We start from the raw sequence: 21321 nt of genomic DNA, 5'->3' as shown, positions 1-21321 counted from the left end.
TGACAGTACGGTCGCCAACCCATGCGAGTCCAAGCCCGTTTTCGGATGAAGTAATACCTTCTGGGTATGTGTCAGAGGCGTCGTCGTTCCTCGCCGAGAGCGGGCTCAGTGCAGGTCCAGCGCGGGCAGCAACCGCTCGAGAATCGGGTTGTCGTCGTTCACGCGCCACACCAGGTCCAGCTCGGCCTGGGCCGGCTGGGCGAGGACGAGTGGTCGATAGACGACGTTGTCGAACTGCATGCGACTTGCCGATTCGGGGACCACGGCCATGCCCCATTCGAGATTGACCAACGCGACGATGCTGTGGATCTGGACCATGTACTGCACGACGACCGGGGCCACCGAGGCGGCATGCAGCACAGATGACAACAGTTCGTTGAAGTACCGGGACTCGATCGGGCTGTACATGATGAGGTCGACGCCGTGCAGATCGGTGGCCTGTACCGGGTCGCCCGTCTGGGCCAGGGGGTGACCGCTCGGCAGGGCGGCGATGAGGGGCTCGCGGATCAGTGTCCTCGCCACCAGATCCGGCCTGGTGACCGGCGGCCGCACCAATGCGATGTCGAGTGCGCCGGTCGACAGTGCCTCGAGTTGAGCCATGGTCACCAGCTCGCGCAGTTCCAGTTCGACATCCTCGATCGCCCCTCGGGCGGCATGCAATACCGCCGCCAGGCCTGAGTGCACACTTCCGCCGGTGAACCCGACCCGCAGCAGCCCGGACGTGCCCGCATATGCCTTGCGAACCGACAGTGCGGTGCGTTCGGCCTGCTGCAAGAGGCGCTGAGCGTCGGCGTGGAACGCCTTACCCGCCGGGGTGAGCCGAATCGAGCGGCTCGACCGGTCGAACAGATCCACCTGCAACTCCTTCTCCAGCAGTTGCATCTGACGGCTCAGGGGTGGCTGGGTCATGTGAAGCCGCTCGGCGGCACGCCCGAAGTGCATCTCTTCGGCTACGGCGACGAACTGCTTCAACTGCACCAACGTATACAACGGATACCTTTCGAGTATCAGATCATCCAGAAAGAGTGTTGGACTTGAATCGTAGGGGTTCGTAGCCTTGTGACACAACGCACAAGCCGTTGGACACGCAGACATGCACACGCGCAAGGAGACCGAACATCATGCCAAGCCAGTCGCCCGACGACGTCGCCCGCCAATTGGGTTCAGGCCTGTTGTCGTTCCCGGTCACCCACCTGGCGTCCGATCATTCCTTCGACGAAACCGGCTACCGCGAGCACATCGGGTGGTTGAGCCAGTTCCCGGCCGCGGGCCTGTTCGCCGCCGGCGGCACCGGCGAGTTCTTCTCGCTGAGCCCGGCCGAGGTCGAGCAGGTTGTCACCGCCGCGGTGCGGGAGGCCTCCGCCGGCACCCCGGTGATCGCCCCGGCGGGGTACGGCACATCCACCGCGGTGGAGATGGCCCGGTCCGCGGAACAGGTGGGCGCCGACGGCGTTCTGCTGCTCCCCCCGTACCTGACGGAGGCCAGCCAGGAAGGTCTGGTCTCGCACGTCAAGGCCGTGTGCGCCGCCACCGACCTGGGCGTGATCATCTACAGCCGTGCGAACGCGGTCTACACCGAGGCGGCGGTCGCCGAACTGGCCGACAGCTGTCCGAATCTGATCGGCTTCAAAGACGGCGTCGGCAACATCGAGCAGATGACCCGGATCTACGCCGGCATCGGCGAACGGCTCATCTACGTCGGCGGTTTGCCCACCGCGGAGATGTTCGCACTGCCGTACCTCGCGCTGGGTGTCACGACGTATTCGTCGGCGATCTACAACTTCGTCCCGAAGTTCGCGCTGTCCTTCTACGATGCGCTCCGCCGCGGGGACACCACCTTCGTCATCACTGCGCTCAACGACTTCGTCATCCCGTACTGCAATCTTCGCAATCGCAAGCAGGGATATGCGGTGAGCATCATCAAGGGCGGCATGAAGGTCATCGGCCGCGATGCCGGGCCGGTGCGGTCCCCGCTCACCGACCTCGACGACATCGAGCTGGCCGAACTGGCCGACCTCGTGAAGAAGGTCAGCTGACCATGTCGGCTGACACGACGTGGCCATCGATCCACACTGAACACACCGGCATTGACGCCATCAAGGAGAACACCATGAGCACCCCCACCGTGACCCGTACGCAGAACCAGGCGGCCAAGGTCGATCCGCTCTCCGCCGGGGCAGCGACTGCCGACGCGATCGCCTCGGTGAAGCTCTCCTCGATCGTGCTTCCGCTGGCGACCCCGATCAGTGACGCGAAGGTGCTGACCGGCCGGCAGAAGCCGATGACCGAGGTGGTGTTCCTCTTCGCCGAGATCCGCACCGAGGACGGCCACGAGGGCATCGGATTCAGCTACTCCAAGCGTGCCGGCGGCCCCGCGCAGTTCGCCCACGCCAAGGAGATCGCTCCCGTCCTGATCGGTGAGGATCCCAACGACATCGCCAAGATCTGGACCAAGCTCGTCTGGGCCGGTGCTTCTGTCGGACGCAGCGGAGTCGCGACGCAGGCGATCGCCGCGATCGACATCGCCCTGTGGGATCTGAAGGCCAAGCGCGCGGGACTGCCGATGGCCAAACTGTTCGGCGCACACCGTGATTCGGTGCAGACCTACAACACCTCGGGCGGCTTCCTGCACACTCCGATCGAGCAGGTCATCGACAACGCCACCCGCTCCCTGGAACAGGGGATCGGCGGGATCAAGATCAAGGTCGGTCAGCCGGACTGGAAGGTCGACATCGCGCGAGTCACCGCCGTGCGCGAGCATCTCGGTGACGACGTGCCGCTGATGGTCGACGCGAACCAGCAGTGGGATCGCCCCACCGCACAACGGATGGGCCGCATCTTCGAGCAGTTCAATCTCGTCTGGATCGAGGAGCCGCTCGATGCCTACGACGCCGAGGGTCACGCGATGCTTGCGCGCAGCCTCGACACCTCGATCGCGACCGGTGAGATGTTGGCCAGTGTCGGAGAACACGTCCGGCTCATCGAGGCCGGTTCGGTCGACATCATCCAGCCGGACGCCCCCCGGATCGGCGGCTTCACCCAGTTCATGAAGCTCGCCGCGCTGGCCGAGCACAACCATCTCCAGCTCGCCCCGCACTTCGCCATGGAGATCCACCTGCACCTCGCCGCCGCCTACCCCCTCGAAGCGTGGGTGGAACACTTCGACTGGCTCGACCCGCTGTTCAACGAACATCTCGAGATCAGCGGCGGGCGTATGCATCTCTCCCATCGTCCGGGACTTGGATTCACCCTCAGCGAGCAGGCGCGCGCCTGGACCGTGGCGACCGCGGACTTCGGCCGCTAGGCCGCCCGGTAATCGCTGCCGCCGAGTGGCGTGGGCCAAACCCCCACGCCACTCGGCGAATCATGTACCCACCAGCAGATCGCGAAACCATCATGGCGACTTCCTCGTCCGCGCAGACCGACACGAGCAAGCAGACCGGCACGAGCAACTCGACCGATCTCGACCCGGGCCGCCATGAGATGGTCCACCGTTTCCTCGTGCAGCCGTCCGACGCCGGCATCATCGGCGCGGTGGACGGCGGCAAGCTCCTGGAATGGATCGACAAGGCCGCCTACGCGGCCGCCGCCCAGTGGAGCGGCCGCTATTGCGTGACCGCCTACGTGGGCAACATCCATCTCGAGCGGCCCATCGCGGTCGGCGAACTCGTCGAACTGCACGCGACCCTCGTCTACACCGGGCGCACCTCGATGCACATCCTGGTCAGTGTGTATTCGACCGATCCGACCTGCGTCAGGCCCGTGCAGTCGGCGCAGTGCCTGACCATCTTCGTCGCCGTCGACGACGGCGGGCAGCCGACCACGATTCCCCCGTGGACACCCGGAACCATGCGTGAGCTACAACGCCACCGTCAAGCACGGTCTCGAATCTCGTTGCGCCACAAGATCGAAACGGCTATGGCTGAGCAAACCTACTCCGACGAGGGCACCGCGCCGGATGCCACCCTCCGCTTCCTGGCGTCACCGACCGACGTCAACTGGGGTGGCAAGGTCCACGGCGGGCGCATCATGCACTGGATCGACGACGCGGGCTACGCGTGCGGCGCCCGATGGGCAGGCGCCCAGGTGATCGGTTCCTACATCGGCGGCATCCGTTTCTACCGGCCGATCATCATCGGGCACACGATCGAGGTGACCGCTCGTCTGATCCACACCGGGCCGCGCAGTATCCACTGCAGCGTGCACGTCATGACATCCGCCACCGGTTCGGCGACGAAGGCTCTGGCCGCACACGCGCTCACCGTGTTCGTCACTCTCGACGACTCGGGTAAGGCGCAACCCGTGCCGCAATGGCACCCGGTATCCGCGGAGGATGCCCGGCTCGACCGCCATGCCCAGGACCTGATCGCGTTGCGGGAAGTGGTCGAGCCCTTCACCCCGTCACCATCGGCATCATGGGTGTCGTGAGCTCCCGGGGCGAACGCATTCGAAGGGCGGACACAGGGTCTGACCTGCCCGCATGGGATCTGCAGTCGACTTACAGCGAATCTTCAGGATGCGTGTGGACCATGGGGATCAACATCAGCCCGAGGCCCTGAGGTCGTGACCTACGGGCCTTCCCCCGAGGAGTCCGAATGGCCGGCAACCCCAACCTCGTCAGAGTCAGGTGGATGACGGCCGGCGCATGTGCCGCCGGCGTCATCACCACCGCCGGTATCGCGGGCGGCCTGGCGCTCGCCGCCGACACCAGCCCAACGCCCGCCGCGACCACGACCAGCACGACCTACGGATCGGGCGTGGAGTCCGGATCGTCGTCGAGCAGCTCAGACGACTCTGCCCCCGGATGGGCCGGCACCCCGCCGATCCAGAGCGGTGGCACGAGTTCGCACGCGAACACCGGGGCATCCTGATGCCCGACCTCATCGAGCGTGACGCCACCTACGCGGTGGAGCTGTCGGCGATCGGCACCCACATCCGCCTGGTCACGACTGATGCCGCGGCATTGCCCGAAGCCCGCGCGATGCTCGTCGAGCGACTCGACGACCTCGATCGCGCCGCATCCCGATTCCGTTCGGATGCCCAGGTGAGTCGGATCAACGCGGCCAGCACGGCTGCGCGGGATCGCGGGGACGAGACACTGACCGTCCGGGTGTCGCCGCTGCTCGCTGCCTGTGTCCGCGCGGCCATCCGCACGGACCTGCTGACCGACGGACTCGTGACACCGACCGTCGGCCGGGCGTTGTTCGACGCAGGGTACGACGACGATCTGGACCTCGTACGGTCGCGGGCCCCACGCTGGGGACGTCAGACACCCCACGCGGCTCATCGCGATGGTCTCCGGTTGGCGGACCTCTCCTTGACCATCCACGCCGGCACGATCCTCGACCTCGGTGCCAGTGCCAAGGCGTTCGCCGCGGACGAGTGGGCGCGCGCGATCACGGCGCGCGTCGGCGGCGGCGTCCTCGTCGACCTGGGTGGTGACCTCGCCTCAGCCGGCACGCCACCACCCGGTGGCTGGCGGGTCGGAGTGACCGACCGCGACGGAGTCACCCGGCACACGGTGACCGCCACCCGCAATCAGGCCTTCGCCACCTCCTCCACCCAGCTCCGCACGTGGATTCACGATGGACGACGCCGCCACCACATCATCGATCCCCGCACGGGAACGCCTGCCGAGACCTCCTGGGCGCAGGTGACGTGTGCCGGTCCGAACGCGCTGCAGGCCAACGCCGCATCGACGGCGGCCATCATCCTGGCCGACGGAGCGATCGATTGGCTGACCGCGCGGCACATCCCCGCACTGTTGATCGCGACGACCGGAGACGAGTATCGAACCTGCGGATGGCCGGCCGACGATGAACGCCTGACGACGACCGAGACGTGCCGATGAGCAGCATCTGGTTGTGGTACATCTCGCGGGGCGCAGGCGTCGCCACCCTCGTGCTGTTCACGTCGGTCGTCGTGCTGGGCGTCGCCACCGCCAGCCCCCGTCGAATGCAGGCATCGACGTCCCTGACGATCACCGCTCTGCATCGCACGCTGGCGCTCGGCGCGGTTGTGTTCCTCGCCCTGCACGTGGTCACCGCCATCGTCGACACCTACGTCGACATCAGCTGGGTCGCCGCCGTCGTTCCGTTCGCGTCCAACTACCAGCCCATGGCGGTGGCGCTCGGAACGTTGGCGCTCGACGTGATCGCGGCCATCGTGATCACGTCCCTGCTCCGGCACCGGATCCCCGAGCACCGCTGGCGCGTGATCCATTGGGCCGGTTACGTCATGGCGGTGCTGGCCGTGCTGCACGGTTTGCTCATGGCGGGCGGCGACCAGCCCATCCTCCGAGGCATCACCATCGTGTGCGGGGCCGTCATGGCAACAGCCGCGGTGTGGCGCGTCGCCCATGTCTCCCCTGACCGACGTCGTCGACGGATGGCACTTTCGCAGGAGTGGTCGTGAACAATCTCGTAGATCTGATCGCCGACGCCGGGCTCAACGGGCGTGGCGGCGCCGAGTTTCCCACCGCTGTCAAACTCGATGCGGCGCAACGCAACAATGCCGAACTGATCATCAATGCGTGCGATGGCGAACTCGGCGCCGCCAAGGACGAATGGGTCATCGTCCGACGCCTGGACGAGGTCGTGGCAGCGGCACAACGGATCGCCGGCGACCGATTCCGGATTGCTGCGCACCAGGATTCCGCCGCAATGCGGATGCTCCACGACACCGGTGTGCCGTACATCTGCGTGCCGCACCGCTATGTGTCCAGTGAGGAATCGGCGCTGGTCAACCTGGCCAACGGCGGGCTGGCCCGGCCGCTGTCCCGCACGGCGCCGATCACCTCCGGCATCAACTCGCCGGACGGTCGAACGCTCCCCCCGACGCTTGTCCTCAACGCCGAGACGGTCTGGCGAATCGAACAGATCGTCCGACTGGGCCCGCGGTGGTTCCGATCGGTCGGCACCGCCGACGAACCCGGTCCGCGTCTGGTCACCGTCGACGGAGCGGTCGCCCACCCCGGTGTGTTCGAGACGCACGCGGGGGTTCCGGTGGGATTCCTCATCGACCTGGCCGGTGGACTTTCGGTGAGGTCGGAATCGCTGTGGCTGAACGGGATCGGTGGCGGATTTCTCCCGATACCGCGCGCCACCGCGGTGATGTGGTCACGAGAAGGTCTGCGCCGCTATGGACTACGGCTCGGCCCGGCCATCGTCCGAGCCGTCGATGCCCGGGTCGATCCGTGGTCGCTCATCGTGCAGACGATCGAGTACGCCGCAGCGGAATCGGCGGGGCAATGCGGACCGTGCATGTTCGGCCTTCCAGCGGTCGCCGACGACCTGGTGCGTCTGACCTCCGGGGGAGCGTCGGACGAGGACTGGCGCCGCTTCCAACGACGGCTGCAGCTCCTTCCGGGGCGGGGTAGCTGCCGTCACCCCGACGGCGTCGCGAACTTCCTCTCGTCCGCACTGCGGATGTACGGTCACCGGCTACCCGGCCGGTACCGCGCGTATCAGGAGGGTGCCCATGTCTCTGCGTGACCGAATCGTCGGTGTGGCGCCCGGGGCGGACCAGACCCGACTGGCCGTCGACCGAATCGCATGCACCGGCCAGGGTGTCTGTGCCGAACTCCTCGACCCGGCGGTCACTCTCGACGAGTGGGGGTATCCGATTCTCGACGACGTCCCGATCGCATCGCGAGACGGTGCGCAGGCGATCCGGCTGTGTCCGGCTCGCGCCCTGCGCTGGCGGTGAACGGGCGCTGCGCCGGACTTGTCCCTGACGCGGTCTTCGGGTATCCAGAGTAGAACACGTTCTACTTATGGTCTCGTCCGTGCTGAAGGAGTCCGCATGCACACACCGATCTGCGATGAAATCGGCATCGAGTTTCCCATCTTCGCCTTCACTCACTGCCGCGACGTGGTTGTGGCGGTCAGCAAGGCGGGCGGTTTCGGTGTTCTCGGTGCTGTCGGGTTCACCCCCGAGCAGCTCGAGATCGAGCTGAACTGGATCGACGAGCACATCGGCGACCATCCCTACGGTGTCGACATCGTCATCCCCAACAAATACGAGGGGATGGATGCCAACGGCATGTCCACCGAGGAGCTGACGAAAATGCTCCAGGACATGGTGCCGGCCGAGACGCTCGACTTCGGACGCAAGCTGCTCGTCGACCACGGTGTCCCGCTCAACGAGGATGACGACAACTCGCTGCAGCTTCTCGGCTGGACCGAGGCGACGGCGACCCCGCAGGTGGAGATCGCGCTGCAGCATCCCAAGGTCAGCCTCATCGCCAACGCGCTCGGCACCCCGCCCGTCGACATGATCGAGAAGATCCACGACGCGGGGCGCAAGGTCGCCGCGCTGTGCGGCTCGCCCAAACAGGCGCGCAAGCACGCCGACGCGGGTGTGGACATCATCATCGCCCAGGGGGGTGAAGGTGGAGGCCACTGCGGTGAGGTGGGGTCGATCGTCTTGTGGCCGCAGGTGGTCAAGGAGGTCGCGCCGGTTCCGGTGCTGGCTGCCGGCGGCATCGGCAGCGGCCAACAGATCGCCGCGGCCCTGGCCCTCGGTGCGCAGGGCGCGTGGACCGGGTCGCAGTGGCTGATGGTCGAGGAGTCCGAGAACACGCCGGTCCAGCAGGCCGCCTACATCAACGCCGGCAGTCGCGACACCGTGCGCAGCCGGTCGTTCACCGGCAAGCCGTGCCGGATGTTGCGCAATGACTGGACCGAGGCGTGGGAGAACCCGAACAACCCCGATCCCCTCGGAATGCCGCTGCAGTACATGGTTTCCGGGATGGCGGTGGCGGCCACCCACAAGTTCCCCGACGAGAGCATCGACGTCGCCTTCAACCCGGTCGGTCAGGTCGTGGGCCAGTTCCAGAAGGTGGAACGGTCGGCAGCCGTGATCGAACGGTGGGTACAGGAATACATCGACGCCACCAGCACGCTCGAGAGCCTGGCCAACGCGGTGCAGTAGCCGCCTCGTACCCAGAGGCAATCCTCGGGCACGGGGACAGACGTCAGCCGAAGCTCCCGTGACGACCCGCGCCGCCCGCGAATCGCGCTGCACCGGCCGCGCCCTCACGGGCGACGACGGGTACCCCCGCCGTGCCCTCGGCTCGCAGTGCCGCATCGAGGGGTAGGTCGAAGGATCGGAACGCGGAGGCGCGGTCGACCAGCATGCATTCCTGCGGGAACTGCAGCAGTTGGGCGGCCATCTCGCGTGCCGCGTCGAGCGCGGTGCCGGACGCCACGACCCGGTTGACCAGGCCGAAAGTCAACGCCTCGGCCGCCCGCACCGGACGGCCGGTGAGGATCATGTCCAACGCGCGGCCCTGGCCGATGAGGCGGGGCAAGCGGACCGTGCCCCCGTCGATGAGTGGCACACCCCAGCGTCGGCAGAACACCCCGAACGTGGCGTCGTCGTCGCAGACCCGCAGGTCGGCGAGGAGGGCGAGTTCCAGCCCTCCGGCCACCGCGTACCCGCTGACGGCGGCGATCAAGGGTTTGGTCAATGCCATCCGCGTCGGGCCCATCGGTCCGGTACCGCCGCCGAGTGGGTCGAGTTCGTGCCGCCGCGGCGGGTCGTTCACGGATGTGAGATCGGCCCCGGCGCAGAATGTTCCGCCGGCTCCCCACAGGATCGCGACGCGCTGGGTCTCGTCGGCCTCGAACTGCTCGAACGCCGTCCGCAGCTGAGCGGCCATCGGCCCGTCGACGGCGTTGCGACGGTCCGGGCGGTTGAGCACGATGGTGGTGATACCGCCGTCGTGTTCGACGAGGACGTCGGGCGAACCTTCCGCGTGCGGCGTGGGCGACATGGGTGCTCCTGAGAGTGGTTGCTTGCGAACGTCACCACATGATCCCTGAGAAGCGTACGTGCGAGGGTGAGCACTCGGTCTTTGGGGAGCGAGCCATTCGATCCGTGAGGAGCGTGCGTGCGTGACCACCCGATCCTTGGGGAGCGAGTGTGCGTGACCACCCGATCCTTGGGGAGCGAGTGTGCGAGCGTCACGAAGGGTGGCCCTTCGTGACGCATCCTCGCAGGCTCGGAGGCTCCTCAGGGACCGGGGGACGTCGCGGGCTCGGAGGCTCCTCAGGGACCGGGGGTGACGTCGCAGGCTTGGCGATGCTCATGCCGATGGTGACGTCGCATGCTTGGCGATGCTCGTGCCGATGGGGGACGTCGCAGGCTCGGAGGCTCCTCAGGAACCGGGGGGGCGCGCAGATTTCGGGGATGCTTGGACCCGGGGGCGACGTCGCAGACTTCGGCGATGCTCAGGCGAAATGGTAGCGCTCGCAGGCGCGCCGGGCCTCTACCAGTGCCGCGGGACGCGGCCGTCGCCGCCGCCGGTGAGCAACGCCAGATCCATGTCCCACCCGCGCCCACGGAACCGTCCGAGCATTCCCCGCACGACCAGGGCGATCAGGACCAGCATCGCGACCGCGGCGAGGTAGAACGCGGTGGCCGTGACGGCGGCGTTCAGTGCGGCGCCGGCTGCGGTCAGAGGCGCGTGAGTGGGGTTGCCCTCGGGATCGACCCACACGTTGACCGGGTCGCCGGCGTTGATGGTGCCGTCATCGACGTTCACGGTGTCGGTGTGTGACACGGATTGGTACGTCCATCGCGCGGTGACGACCGACCCGCTCACTCCTTCGGAGACGACGGCGGTGGCGTCGTCCACGGCGGTTGCCTTGACGGGATGGATGGTCGCCGCCTGGTGTGCGATCGCCGCATTCTGCGAGGTATGAACCTGGCCTTCGATCAGTACCGCGAGCGGGATCGCGAGCAGCGCCAGAATGGTGGCGATACAGATGGTGAGAGCCTCAACGCGATCGCTCCGGCGAATCAGCGGGTTGCGACTGAACAGCCGGACAACCGGCCAACGGCGTGGCGAACCCACGAATGACGACCGGAGCCGACCATCTCGATTAGTTGCACGACGCACCTTTCCATGGTGGCACCAGATACGGCCGGTTGCCAGTTTTCTCCCGCCAGCCGGGACCAACATCACATTTCGCCGGAAGTCAGATCAGGAACACCCATACGAATCGCAGGGCGATGATCGTGAAGCCGAGGACCGCGGTGGCCAACAGCCAGCGGCGGGCGAGGCGGTCACGCGCTTCGCGATCGCGGACCGGATTCGGGCGCAGGTAGACGTATGCGGCCGTGACCGCACAGCCGGTTGCGGCGACGCCCAGGGCCAGGGTGACGGTCAACATCACCACGTTTGTCGGGTTGTCCAGGGTGCCCATCACAGGCACACGCTCATGGTTCCGTGAACCGGAGATCGGGCAACGGCTTTCGGCACAGATCGGCGGCATTGTCGGGAGTCATCCCCAACGAGAGCAGGACTCGGTGGGTGACGGCATCGGTGGCTGGTCCGTCCTCGCGGTCGGGCTGCGCGTGCAGCAAGGCGCCGAGCGCGATCGCCGCGCCGGCAACAGGGACCATCGCTGTCTCCACATCGTCCACAGTGAACCTTCCGGCTTCGGCAGCGGCGAGAATGTCGCGGCGGGCGCGGGGGGCAAGTCCGTCATCGGCCAGCAGTAGTGCATTGCCGCGTTGGAGCAGGACGCGGCTCAATGCCGGACGTAGGCGGTGTAGCCGTCCGGTGAGTCGAAAGCTCTGTGTGAAGGCTTCCGCCGGATCGGCCATGTCCGCGGTGAAGCGGTCCATCAACGCACCGTGCGCCTCGAGCGCCGCGTCGACGGCCGCTTGATACAGCGCTTCCTTGCTGTCGAAGTGGTTGTAGAACGATCCCATCCCGACGTCGGCCGCATTCGTCAGGTCGAGCACCGACGCATTCTCGCGGCCGTCGGCGAGGAACTGCTGCGCCGCGCCGATCAGCGCGGAGCGGGTCCGCAACTTACGACGCTCCGAACGGCTGAGCGTCTCGTTCGTGTCTGTTGTCATCGCACCGCGCCCCTTCCTCGTCAGCGCTGATCTTACCGCTCCATCTCAACTGTGACGATTTCGTCAGAAAGGGTTGACTGAATTAATCAGCATATGTGACGATATCGTCATCAAGTGCTCGTGAAGGGACTTTCGCAATGAATCTCGAGACACCGCACGATGGGCATCACGATCTGCACGTGGACCAGGGTGCGCTGCCGGGAGAGCACCCTGGCCGCCATCCGAATCCGGTCATCAAGGTCGAGGACCTGGCGTGGCTCGAGTTCGAGAAACCCGACCTCATGCGGACGGCTGCGTTCGCCACCGACTTCGGGTTCGCGACCTCGCTGCACTCCACCGACGAACTGCAGTTGCGTGGTGCGCTGGCGGGCCCCCCGTGTGTCCTGGTCCGTCGGGGCGAGCAGTCGAGGTTCATCGGCCCGACCTTCCTGGCGGCCTGTGACGAGGATGTGCACGCGTTCGCCTCTCACGTGGACGCACGCGTCGAACGCCTTCCGGAGACCCTGGGCGGCATCGTCGCAACCACCAGAGATCCGAGCGGGGCCCGGGTGCAGGTTGTCTCCGACGTCACCGTGCTGTCGGCGCTGCCGACCCAGCACGGGCGGCCCTACAACATCGCCGGCCTCATGGCCCGCCCGAATGTGGCACAGCGACCGCCCCGGGAACCGGCCGTCGTCGAACGCCTCGGTCACGTGGTCCTGCAGTCGAACCGGTACCTCGAGACGCTCAACTGGTATCTGGAGACGCTCGGACTCATCGTGAGCGACTTCCTGTTCTATCCCGGGCAACGTCAGCGGGGGCCGGTGATGAGCTTCATCCGCTGTGACCGTGGCTCGACCCCGGCCGATCACCACACCCTGGCGATGATGCTGGGTCCCGCTAACCGCTATGTGCATTCGGCTTATCAGGTCTGCGATCTCGACTCCCTCGCACAAGGTGGGGAATACCTGCTCGAGCGCGGCCATTTCAGGTCCTGGGGAATCGGCCGCCACATCCAGGGCAGCCAGATCTTCGACTACTGGCGCGACCCCGACGGCTTTCTCGTGGAGCACTTCGCCGACGGCGACATGTTCGACTGCACCCTCGAGTCCGGGTGGGCGCCCATGACGGCGTCCGGCCTCAACCAGTGGGGACCGCCGGCGACGGCAGACTTTCTCGGCGTCAAGCCGGGACGTGAGTCCATTCGCGAGGTCGCCGCCATGCTCGGCGCACTTCGCAAATCCGACAACGAGTTCGACGTCCAGCGGCTGCTGGGCCTACTGAAAGTTGCCTCCTCATGAGTATTTCCGTTCTGCGCACCGCCGACGCCTGGTGGGTCGCATCGGGCACCGAGGCCCGCCGCATCGACACCACTGCCATCACCACCGCCGAGCTTCTCGCGGATCGAGCGGCCATCGCGGCTGCCGCCGCCGGCGAGGCCGTGGACACCGCGACGTTGGCGTTGGTGTCACCGGTCACCACGCCGTGCCGAGTGGTCGCCCAGATGACCAATTACGCCTCCCACGTGCGTGACTCGGGCATGAATCCCGACTCCGTGCCGATGACGTTCTTCCGCAAGACCTCCGGGTCGATCAGCGGACCGACCGCCGATGTGCGCAAACCCGCGCACGTGCAACTGCTCGACTACGAGGTGGAGTTGGGGCTGGTCATCGGTGAGACGATCCCGGTGGGGACGACCGTGACCGGCGCCGACCTGGACCGCTACATCGCGGCTCTGGTGGTGACCAACGATGTGTCGGCACGCGACGTTCAGTTGCCCAAAACCCAGTTCTACGAAGCGAAGTCGTATCCAACCTTCACCCCGGTGGGTCCCGTCCTGGTCATTCTGGAGCCCGGCGATCTCGAGCAGGTCAACAATCTGCGACTGACGACACGCGTGAACGGCGAGGTGCGCCAGAACTCCACCCTGGACGACATGATCTATCCGCCGTTGGCGGCGTTGCAGGCACTGTCGCGGTTCCAACGACTCGAGACCGGCGATCTGGTGTTGACCGGAACACCCGGAGGTACGGCGCTCAAGGCGCCGCCGAAGCCCATCGAGATCATCGGTTCGTTGCTGCCACCCGCGGTCAAGTGGAAGTCATTCTTCGCACGCCAGGCCAAGAATCCCAAGTACTTGCGCGACGGTGACGTGATGGAACTGGCCATCGCCACCGACGACGGAAAGCTGGATCTCGGTGTGCAGCGAACGGTTGTGAGGTACCAATGACCACAGGTGAATTGGGTTTGGCGCCGATGCCCACCGATTCGCTGATGTGGCCCTCGACCGGCTGCCACTGCGCTGGGAGTGGTCGACCGAGGAGCGGAGCGCTGCGCGATGACCGATGAGAACCATGCAGTCGCGGACCATCCGGAGACACCGGTCGTCATCGTCGGCGCAGGACCGACCGGACTCACGGCTGCAGCCCTGCTGGCCGACCTCGGCGTGCGTTCCACGATCCTGGAGCGTTGGGCCGATCCCTATCCGCAGCCGCGGGCGGTCCACCTCGACGACGAGGTCTACCGCATCCTCTCGGTCATCGGGGTGGGCGACGAGTTCGCCAAACATTCGCGTCCGGCGTGTGGCCTGCGGCTTCTCGACGGGTCATTGCGCGTGCTGTCCGAGTTCGGGCGCGATACCGCCGTGGGCAGGCATGGCTTTCCCGGTGCGTCCATGTTCGATCAGCCCGATCTCGAACAGATTCTGCGGCGCGCCGTCCAGAGCCGTGCTCTGGTTGCGCTGCGCACCGACACCCAGGTGGATCTCGTCGTCAACGAAGGCGATGAGGTCCGTGTCGAGACGTCCGACCGGACGACCGGCGAGAGACATCTACTGCGAACGCGTCACGTGTTGGGGTGCGATGGCGCGAACAGCGTGGTCCGCGCATCGATGGGCGTGCGCTGGCGCGATCTCGGATTCACCCAACGGTGGCTCGTCGTCGACATCGACACCGCCGCAGACCTCGGGCAATGGGACGGCGTCCTGCAGGTGTGCGACGCCCGTCGGGCCGCTACCTTCATGCGGGTCGGTGACATGCGATATCGCTGGGAGTTTCAGCTCCTCGACGGTGAGAGCGCCGATGACCTCCCCGATTTGCGAGCACTGGAACCGTTGCTGGCTCCGTGGCTGACCCGTGTCGAGCTCGATGAGCTCACTCTGGTTCGGTCGCGGGAGTACACCTTCCGGGCCCACGTCGCGCAGCGGTGGCGGGATCGCGGCATCTTCCTCCTCGGCGACGCCGCGCACCTGACCCCGCCGTTCATCGGTCAAGGAATGGGAGCAGGCCAGCGTGATGCGATGAACCTGGCGTGGAAACTCGCCGGCGTGCTGAACGGCACGCTGCCCGAATCCGCCCTCGACAGTTACGAACAGGAACGCAGGCCGCATGCGACCGCGCTCATCAAGCTCGCGATGACCATCGGTATCACGATGACCGGCGGTGGGCGGGCCGGCGACGTCACCCGTCGGATCGTCGCACCACTGCTGCCACGTGTCCCGGGCCTGGCGAAGCAGACCGTGGACGGTGCCACCCCGGCGCTGTCGGCGTCGGCGTTCGTGCAGCGCGGGTGGTCGCGAGGCCGCGTCGCGGGCACGCCGGTGGCGTCGCTCGATCCGCGCTCCCTCGCGGGCACACTGATCCCCAACGCCGTTGTCGAGGAGGGGGATCGGCGACTCGACGAAGTGACGCCGCCGGGCTTTCTGTTGGTCACCACAACGGCACCCACCCCGTCGCAGCGCGCCGAGGTCGCCCGCCGCGGCGCTACCGTCCTCGAGGTGACACCGAACTCGGCGCTGGGGGAGTGGCTGCGCGCCGGCGGTGCGCGAGTCGCGGTGGTGCGGCCCGACCGGGTAGTGATGGTCGCCGGAACGTCGGTGTCCGCGGTCTACACGTATCTGCCGGCGTTTCGGACAGCCGAGTCACTTCACAACCGATGAGACAGGACAGTCAATGAGATTCAGTCGCCGTACGGCGCTGCGGTCGGCAATGGTGGCCGCCGGCGGTGCCGCAGTCGCCGGGGCGACCGCCGTGCGTGGGAGTTCCGGAGTGGCGCAAGCACTTCCGATACCGCCGATCGGAGCGCACATCGTGCTGCTCGGTACGGCCGCCGGGCCGGTGCCGATGCCGGGTCGTACCGGCATCTCCACCGCACTCGTGGTGGATGGCCGCGTCTATCTGATCGACTTCGGCCACGGTGCCTTCGATCAGTTCCAGCGATATGGTCTGTCCATCGCGAACCTGGATAGGGTGTTCGTGACGCACATGCACTCCGATCACCTCGCGGATCTCTTCACCCTGTTGTGGCTGCGGTTTGGTGGGGTGGATCCGATGACGGATCCGGTACACCTGCACGGACCCCAATCCGCCGGCGCACTACCGGATTTCATCGGACGCGCCGGCGCGACCATCAATCCGGGCAACCCCACACCGGGCCTCGCCGACTTTCTCGACAACAGCATCGCCGCCACCGCCTACGACATCAACATCCGCATGCGTGACGAAGGCTGGCCTGACATCCGGTCGATGTTCACCGCGCACGAGATCCCGACACCGGACGTCGGCGCATCGGCCCGCGGAACGATGGCGCCGCCGATGAAACCCTTCCCGGTGATGTCCGACAACCGGGTGCGCGTCAGCGCCATCCTGGTGGAACACCCACCGGTGTTCCCCTCCTACGCTTTCCGATTCGACACCCGGTACGGATCGGTGGTGATCAGCGGCGACACCACAATCACGCCGAACATGGTGACCCTTGCCAAGGGAGCCGACATCCTCGTTCACGAGGCCATCGATCTCAACGTGGTCCGTGGCCTGGGCAACCTCTCGGCCGAGCAGGTGCAGCATCACGAGCGCAGTCACTCGGACGTCACCCGGATCGGATCGGAGGTCGCCGCCGGGGCAGGCGTGCACACCCTCGTGCTCAGCCACCTGGCACCGGGAACGAAGCAGCTACCCGATGCGACATGGCAGCTACAGGCGCAGAAGGGATTTCGCGGAAAGGTGATCGTCGGGAACGATCTGATGCGGATTCCGGTGACCCACTAGAGCACGAGGTCGTCGATCTGGTTGATGGCCCCGGTCGCACCTTCGACGATGCCCATGTCCAGTACCTGCTGCAGCGCCTCGGCGGTCGCATAGGTACTCAGATAGGTGGCGATCGTGCGCCCGCCCTGTTCCTCGAAGGTGTAGTCGTTTCTCGACGCCGGCATCTCATCGATCGGGGTGAAGTCCTCGCGCGCGAATCCGTCGGTGAAGGTGAGCCGGGACGGTTCCTCGACGGAGATGATCTGCCAGTATCCGGCGTGCTTCTCGCCTTCCGGACTGGTCATGTAATAGTTGACCCGCCCGCCCGGGGTGAGGTCGTGATCGACCACGGTCGCCGGGTAGGTCGGTGGGCCCCAGACCTTTTCGAGTTGTCGCGGATCGGCGTAGATCTGCCAGATCCGCGTCCGGGGAGCAGCGAACTCGGCCTTGATGGTCAGTGTCAGTGCATCGAAATCATGGGTGACGTCGGTGACAGGCATCGGTCATTCCTCCTGGTGCGGTTCGAATTCGATCAGTTCGTCGATACGGGCGATGCGTCCACGCCACACCTGTTCGAGCTCCATGAGCATCGTGGACACCGCCCGCACGCCCGCAACGTCGCCGGTCGCCAGTTGCTCTCGCCCGCTGCGTCGTTTGACGAGCAATCCAGCCTTTTCGAGCACGGCGACGTGCTTCTGTACGGCCGCGAAGGACATGTCGTACTTCGCGGCCAGCGTCGAGACCGAATGTTCGCCGGCCAGCACCCGACGCATGATGTCGCGTCGGGTGCGGTCGGAGAGCGCATGGAACAAGGCGTCTGCCCGGTCCTCCTGCTCACTGTCCTCTCCGGTCGTGGACACACCATCAACATACAACCGATCGGTTGTATGTCACAAGGGGTCGGCAGGATTTCCTGAAATCCGGGTTTCTGCGGAGGCTGGTGCCCCGACGCGCGGCACCAGGCGTCACAACCGCGCGAGCAGTTCGGCTTTCTTCGTGGCGAACTCGTCGTCGGTGAGGATGCCGCGTTGATGCAGTCCGGCCAACGACTCGATCGCGGCGACGATGGCGCCTGGATCGTTGTCGGATGCGCCGCCCACGGGTTCGGTCCCGCCCGCCGACGTCGCCGCGAAGTCGGGCGCGTTCGTCTGCGGCGGCGAGTACGTCGGTGCCGGGTCGGACTGGTACTCCGGGGCCGGTGCGGCCACCGGGGTGTCGGCGACCTGTTGCGTGCCCAGCTCGGTCAGGCTCGACACGTCGAACGTGCCGAACTGGCTGGTGAAGGTCACCGAACCGTACGCACCGCCCTGCTGCTGCTGGACACCGCCGATGTTGTGCTCACCGGTGTCGAAAATCCTTGTGTGCCCGTCGACCTGGATGGCGAGTCGCCGCGTGCTCGGGAAGATGGCGTAGCGCGCATTGTTCTGGCCGCCCGACGAGCTCGGGACGCCGAGGTCACCCGGCCACCAGTTGTTCGAGGTGAAACCACCCTGGACATTCGACGAGACCGGGGGAAACACCGTCATCGTGGCCAGCAACTGGGACAGTTCGGCGCACAACGAATCGACGCGCGCCTTCAGCGCGTTGTCGAACATGTTGCCGACCATCGTCATCCCGCCCCGCATCCATTGCCCGGAGCCGCCGAGCTCGGGGATGGAGAACTGGGCCATCGTGCCGCCACCGTTGTTGACGGCGAACAGCATGGCGAGGACGGCGTCGCGGGAGAGTCCGTGACGTTGGGCGATGTCGGCGATGGCGGATTCGGCTTCTGGGGTGACCGTGGCCTGCATAGTTTGGGAGTCTTTCGTCGGTCAGTGTTGCCCCTGAGCCTACACAAGCGAACCGGTCCACCCGCGGTCAGAAGGGTGCGCGGGAAATCGGCCGTTCGGCCGTCGGTGTGCTGTCCGCGGCCCGGGATGGCCACCGCTTCGGCACGCTCACAGTGCCGACGTCGTCGACCATCCCGGACTCGGTGCCATGGCAGGCCATGGCGAGCGTCCGTGGGCGGACGCGCGTCGCGGCACCTCGCCGGGTACCGACGACGCGCAGGCGCGTTCGTCGGCGGTAGGGGTGGGGTAGACGGCGGAGAAGTCGTAACGGCTGACATACCAGTCGCCGAACACGTTGCCGCTCGGCGTGCGCGACGTGCCGCGGGTGTTGGTGGGCGGAACGCTGCCGCCGCGACGGAAGTCGATCTCGACCGGACGTGGAGTGTCGATCCTCGACGACCATTCGTGGTCGCCGACCTTCACTGAGCGATACCCGTAGCGGCACAAGATGATACGCGTCCAGTCGCCGTCGTCCATGCGACGCAGACCGGTGAAGAACGCCGTTCCCACGCCAGGATGGGCGGTGGACTCCTCGGGCGGGTAGATCCCGATCATCTGACGGATGTTCGACGGCGCGGCACCGACGAAGCCTCGATAGCCCCAATCCACTGATTGTCCTGCATTCGCCAGTTCGAACGATTCGACGAATGCGCGGACGAACGTTCCCTCCTGGCCCGAGACGTCGAAGACGGTTCCGGGTATCCAGCGAAACGTCTCGTCGAAGGCCTTCGGGACGCGGTCGGTGAGCGCCGGGGTCGACGGTTCGGCCGGTGGGGGTGCAGTTGCATCACACCCGCCGATTGTGAGTACGGTGAGGAACGCCGCGATCACCGCGGCGGCTCGAGCAGAACGCCCTCGGTCCAACAGCGGTCATCCCCTTCGGCGGCCCCCCGCAGACAGGTTGACTGCAGGATAGGACCCGCCGGTCGATCCACGGGTCGTCGCCATGCACCGGATCGGCGAAGAAACGGCAACAGATCAGACACGGCGACGGGTACGCGAGATCCCCCGAAGGTGTCGCAAGCGTCGCCGTTTCGTAACAAATCGACACCAAAGCCCGTTTCGACTTGACAATCTTTGTGAAACGGCTCACTTATGCGGATTCACGCATAGATCCAGGGCACAGGGTATTTCTCTGCGATTCGTGCCGGCTGATCACCGCGAAAACGGGGTTCGCGGCCGCATTCGACTTGGACATCTCTCAGGGATGTATATCAATCTGTTACCTACATGAGCCAGACGCTGAGTCTGCGCAGTAACGAGAAAGTCGAGTTAGCCATGCGGATCCGTCCCGCATGCGCAACCCGCGGTCTCGCCCCGGCCATCGAGGCCGGCATTGCCACCGCGGCCGCCTGAGGAACTCTCGGGCAGACCCTGAACCGGTTGGGTCGGTTGCGCCATGCGCAGAGAGCGCCAACGCCGCTCTTCGTCAACAAGTCCATCCCACAGCGATAGCCCCACACGCCGGGAGCGCGTCTGCGCGCCTCGGAGGTTGTCTGCTGCCGGTCGAACGTCCGGCCGAAACCATTCAGGAACCCACACACATGAACGTCGTCTCCACCAAGCTCAAACGCGCCCCGCGCCGCACGTCCCGATCCCGTCACCTCACCTATGCCGTCGGCGCCACCACTCTGGCTGTGGCCACGATGGTGACCGCGGGGTCGATCAGCACCACCGAGGCCGCCCACGCCGAGCACCAGGTCATCTCACCGGTCCAGGGGCCCATCAAGCGGGTCGCGGTGACGGCTGCCGCCTCGACCGCTCCCAAGCCGGCTCCGAAGCCTGCCGCCAAGCCTGTGGCCAAGCCGGCCCCGGCGCCTGCGCCCATCATCGCGCCGCCACCCCCGCCGGCCCCGGTGTATGCGAACAACCTGGACGGCTGGATTCGGCAGTCGCTCGACATCATGCGGGCGAACGGCATCCCGGGCAGCTACGACGGCATCTACCGCAATGTCATGCGGGAGTCGACCGGCAACCCGCGGGCCATCAATCTCTACGACTCCAACGCTGCCGCCGGCATCCCCTCGAAGGGTCTGCTGCAGGTCATCGACCCGACTTTCGCCGCCTATCACGTCGCCGGCACCAAGTTCGACGTCTGGGACCCGGTCGCCAACATCGTCGCCGCCTGCAACTACGCGGCACACAACTACGGCTCGATGGACAACGTCAACTCGGCGTACTGACATCCTTCTCGCTCCCTGAGGAGCGTCACGAGATACGAGCGAGGCGTCACCACCGCTCCCTGAGGAGCGTCGCGAGGTACGAGCGAGGCGTCACCACCGCTCCCTGAGGAGCGTCGCGAGGTACGAGCGAGGCGTCACCACCGCTCCCTGAGGAGCGTCGCGAGGTACGAGCGAGGCGTCACCACCGCTCCCTGAGGAGCGTCGCGAGGTACGAGCGAGGCGTCACGAAGGGGCGCCCTTCGTGACGCTCGCAGGCTCGCTCCTCAGGGACCGGGGTGGGGTTCGCAGGCTCGCTCGTCGGGGACCGGGGTGAGGTTCGCAGGCTCGCTCCTCAGGGACCGGGGTGAGGTTCGCAAGCTCGGTCCTCAGGGACCGGGGTGAGGTTCGCAGGCTCGCTCCTCAGGGACCGGGGTGGGGTTCGCAGGCTCGCTC

The 21321-nt window shown here is 66.4% G+C and carries 23 protein-coding genes; 14 read left to right on the top strand and 9 right to left on the bottom strand.

Features of this window, described 5'->3' with window-relative positions; genetic code table 11:
- Positions 1-105: 105 nt before the first annotated feature.
- Positions 106-978, bottom strand: a complete 873-nt coding sequence (locus AC4AMJ_RS22825; RefSeq protein ID WP_489898854.1) for a LysR family transcriptional regulator — start codon at positions 976-978, stop codon at positions 106-108.
- A gap of 143 nt (positions 979-1121) precedes the next feature.
- Here AC4AMJ_RS22825 and kdgD point away from each other — a divergent pair, with 143 nt between their 5' ends.
- From kdgD to AC4AMJ_RS22780, 9 genes are all read left to right on the top strand, one after another.
- The gene (gene kdgD, locus AC4AMJ_RS22820) at positions 1122-2036 is read left to right on the top strand and encodes a 5-dehydro-4-deoxyglucarate dehydratase (RefSeq protein ID WP_489898855.1); all 915 of its coding nucleotides are present in this window, start codon (positions 1122-1124) and stop codon (positions 2034-2036) included.
- A 74-nt stretch (positions 2037-2110) separates the two neighbouring features.
- A complete protein-coding gene (locus AC4AMJ_RS22815) occupies positions 2111-3304 on the top strand; it encodes an L-talarate/galactarate dehydratase (protein ID WP_489898856.1) in 1194 nt (397 codons plus the stop codon).
- 92 nt (positions 3305-3396) lie between these two features.
- The gene (locus AC4AMJ_RS22810) at positions 3397-4428 is read left to right on the top strand and encodes an acyl-CoA thioesterase (RefSeq protein WP_489898857.1); all 1032 of its coding nucleotides are present in this window, start codon (positions 3397-3399) and stop codon (positions 4426-4428) included.
- A gap of 167 nt (positions 4429-4595) precedes the next feature.
- Positions 4596-4871, top strand: a complete 276-nt coding sequence (locus tag AC4AMJ_RS22805; protein ID WP_489898858.1) for a hypothetical protein — start codon at positions 4596-4598, stop codon at positions 4869-4871.
- On the top strand, positions 4805-5851 hold the full coding sequence (locus AC4AMJ_RS22800) for an FAD:protein FMN transferase (RefSeq protein ID WP_489914878.1): 1047 nt from the start codon (positions 4805-4807) through the stop codon (positions 5849-5851). The genes AC4AMJ_RS22805 and AC4AMJ_RS22800 overlap by 67 nt, the downstream gene beginning before the upstream one ends.
- The gene (locus AC4AMJ_RS22795; protein ID WP_489898860.1) at positions 5848-6414 is read left to right on the top strand and encodes a ferric reductase-like transmembrane domain-containing protein; all 567 of its coding nucleotides are present in this window, start codon (positions 5848-5850) and stop codon (positions 6412-6414) included. The genes AC4AMJ_RS22800 and AC4AMJ_RS22795 overlap by 4 nt, the downstream gene beginning before the upstream one ends.
- Positions 6411-7493 carry an NADH-ubiquinone oxidoreductase-F iron-sulfur binding region domain-containing protein gene (locus AC4AMJ_RS22790; RefSeq protein WP_489914876.1) on the top strand — a complete coding sequence of 361 codons (1083 nt, stop codon included), beginning with the start codon at positions 6411-6413 and terminating at the stop codon, positions 7491-7493. The genes AC4AMJ_RS22795 and AC4AMJ_RS22790 overlap by 4 nt, the downstream gene beginning before the upstream one ends.
- A complete protein-coding gene (locus AC4AMJ_RS22785; RefSeq protein WP_489898862.1) occupies positions 7480-7707 on the top strand; it encodes a ferredoxin in 228 nt (75 codons plus the stop codon). Before AC4AMJ_RS22790 ends, AC4AMJ_RS22785 begins: the two co-directional genes overlap by 14 nt.
- 96 nt (positions 7708-7803) lie before the next feature.
- Entirely contained in the window at positions 7804-8934 is a 1131-nt protein-coding gene (locus AC4AMJ_RS22780) for a nitronate monooxygenase (RefSeq protein WP_489898863.1), read from the top strand.
- Between the two features lie 43 nt (positions 8935-8977).
- Here the strand turns inward: AC4AMJ_RS22780 and AC4AMJ_RS22775 are convergent, their stop codons facing one another.
- From AC4AMJ_RS22775 to AC4AMJ_RS22760, 4 genes are all read right to left on the bottom strand, one after another.
- Positions 8978-9778: a crotonase/enoyl-CoA hydratase family protein gene (locus AC4AMJ_RS22775; RefSeq protein ID WP_489914874.1), complete on the bottom strand. Its 801-nt coding sequence runs from the start codon at positions 9776-9778 to the stop codon at positions 8978-8980.
- A 495-nt stretch (positions 9779-10273) separates the two neighbouring features.
- A complete protein-coding gene (locus tag AC4AMJ_RS22770; RefSeq protein WP_489898865.1) occupies positions 10274-10861 on the bottom strand; it encodes an Rv1733c family protein in 588 nt (195 codons plus the stop codon).
- Positions 10862-10985: 124 nt separating this feature from the next.
- The gene (locus AC4AMJ_RS22765) at positions 10986-11213 is read right to left on the bottom strand and encodes a hypothetical protein (protein ID WP_489900714.1); all 228 of its coding nucleotides are present in this window, start codon (positions 11211-11213) and stop codon (positions 10986-10988) included.
- Between the two features lie 13 nt (positions 11214-11226).
- The gene (locus tag AC4AMJ_RS22760) at positions 11227-11874 is read right to left on the bottom strand and encodes a TetR/AcrR family transcriptional regulator (protein WP_489914872.1); all 648 of its coding nucleotides are present in this window, start codon (positions 11872-11874) and stop codon (positions 11227-11229) included.
- Positions 11875-12011: 137 nt separating this feature from the next.
- On the opposite strand from AC4AMJ_RS22760, the gene AC4AMJ_RS22755 reads away from it, so the two are divergent.
- The 4 genes from AC4AMJ_RS22755 (at position 12012) to AC4AMJ_RS22740 (ending at position 16898) form a co-directional block, all read left to right on the top strand.
- Positions 12012-13154 carry a VOC family protein gene (locus AC4AMJ_RS22755; protein ID WP_489914870.1) on the top strand — a complete coding sequence of 381 codons (1143 nt, stop codon included), beginning with the start codon at positions 12012-12014 and terminating at the stop codon, positions 13152-13154.
- On the top strand, positions 13151-14083 hold the full coding sequence (locus AC4AMJ_RS22750) for a fumarylacetoacetate hydrolase family protein (protein ID WP_489914868.1): 933 nt from the start codon (positions 13151-13153) through the stop codon (positions 14081-14083). Before AC4AMJ_RS22755 ends, AC4AMJ_RS22750 begins: the two co-directional genes overlap by 4 nt.
- A 108-nt stretch (positions 14084-14191) precedes the next feature.
- Positions 14192-15790: a bifunctional 3-(3-hydroxy-phenyl)propionate/3-hydroxycinnamic acid hydroxylase MhpA gene (gene mhpA, locus AC4AMJ_RS22745; protein WP_489914866.1), complete on the top strand. Its 1599-nt coding sequence runs from the start codon at positions 14192-14194 to the stop codon at positions 15788-15790.
- Positions 15791-15803: 13 nt separating this feature from the next.
- A complete protein-coding gene (locus AC4AMJ_RS22740; RefSeq protein ID WP_489898870.1) occupies positions 15804-16898 on the top strand; it encodes an MBL fold metallo-hydrolase in 1095 nt (364 codons plus the stop codon).
- Here AC4AMJ_RS22740 and AC4AMJ_RS22735 read toward each other — a convergent pair.
- From AC4AMJ_RS22735 to AC4AMJ_RS22720, 4 genes are all read right to left on the bottom strand, one after another.
- Positions 16895-17377 carry an SRPBCC family protein gene (locus tag AC4AMJ_RS22735; RefSeq protein ID WP_489898871.1) on the bottom strand — a complete coding sequence of 161 codons (483 nt, stop codon included), beginning with the start codon at positions 17375-17377 and terminating at the stop codon, positions 16895-16897. The two genes, AC4AMJ_RS22740 and AC4AMJ_RS22735, sit on opposite strands and share 4 nt — an antisense overlap.
- A gap of 3 nt (positions 17378-17380) precedes the next feature.
- Entirely contained in the window at positions 17381-17737 is a 357-nt protein-coding gene (locus tag AC4AMJ_RS22730; RefSeq protein ID WP_489898872.1) for an ArsR/SmtB family transcription factor, read from the bottom strand.
- Between the two features lie 105 nt (positions 17738-17842).
- Positions 17843-18667 (bottom strand): SHOCT domain-containing protein, encoded by an 825-nt coding sequence (locus AC4AMJ_RS22725; protein WP_489914864.1) that lies wholly within the window; start codon positions 18665-18667, stop codon positions 17843-17845.
- Between the two features lie 147 nt (positions 18668-18814).
- Positions 18815-19537, bottom strand: a complete 723-nt coding sequence (locus AC4AMJ_RS22720; RefSeq protein ID WP_489914862.1) for a hypothetical protein — start codon at positions 19535-19537, stop codon at positions 18815-18817.
- Between the two features lie 713 nt (positions 19538-20250).
- Here AC4AMJ_RS22720 and AC4AMJ_RS22715 point away from each other — a divergent pair.
- Positions 20251-20889: a transglycosylase SLT domain-containing protein gene (locus tag AC4AMJ_RS22715; RefSeq protein WP_489898875.1), complete on the top strand. Its 639-nt coding sequence runs from the start codon at positions 20251-20253 to the stop codon at positions 20887-20889.
- Positions 20890-21321 lie beyond the last annotated feature (432 nt).

It is taken from the genome of Gordonia sp. LMA484, from assembly GCF_058129505.1.
This window is presented reverse-complemented; position numbering and strand designations above follow the sequence as displayed.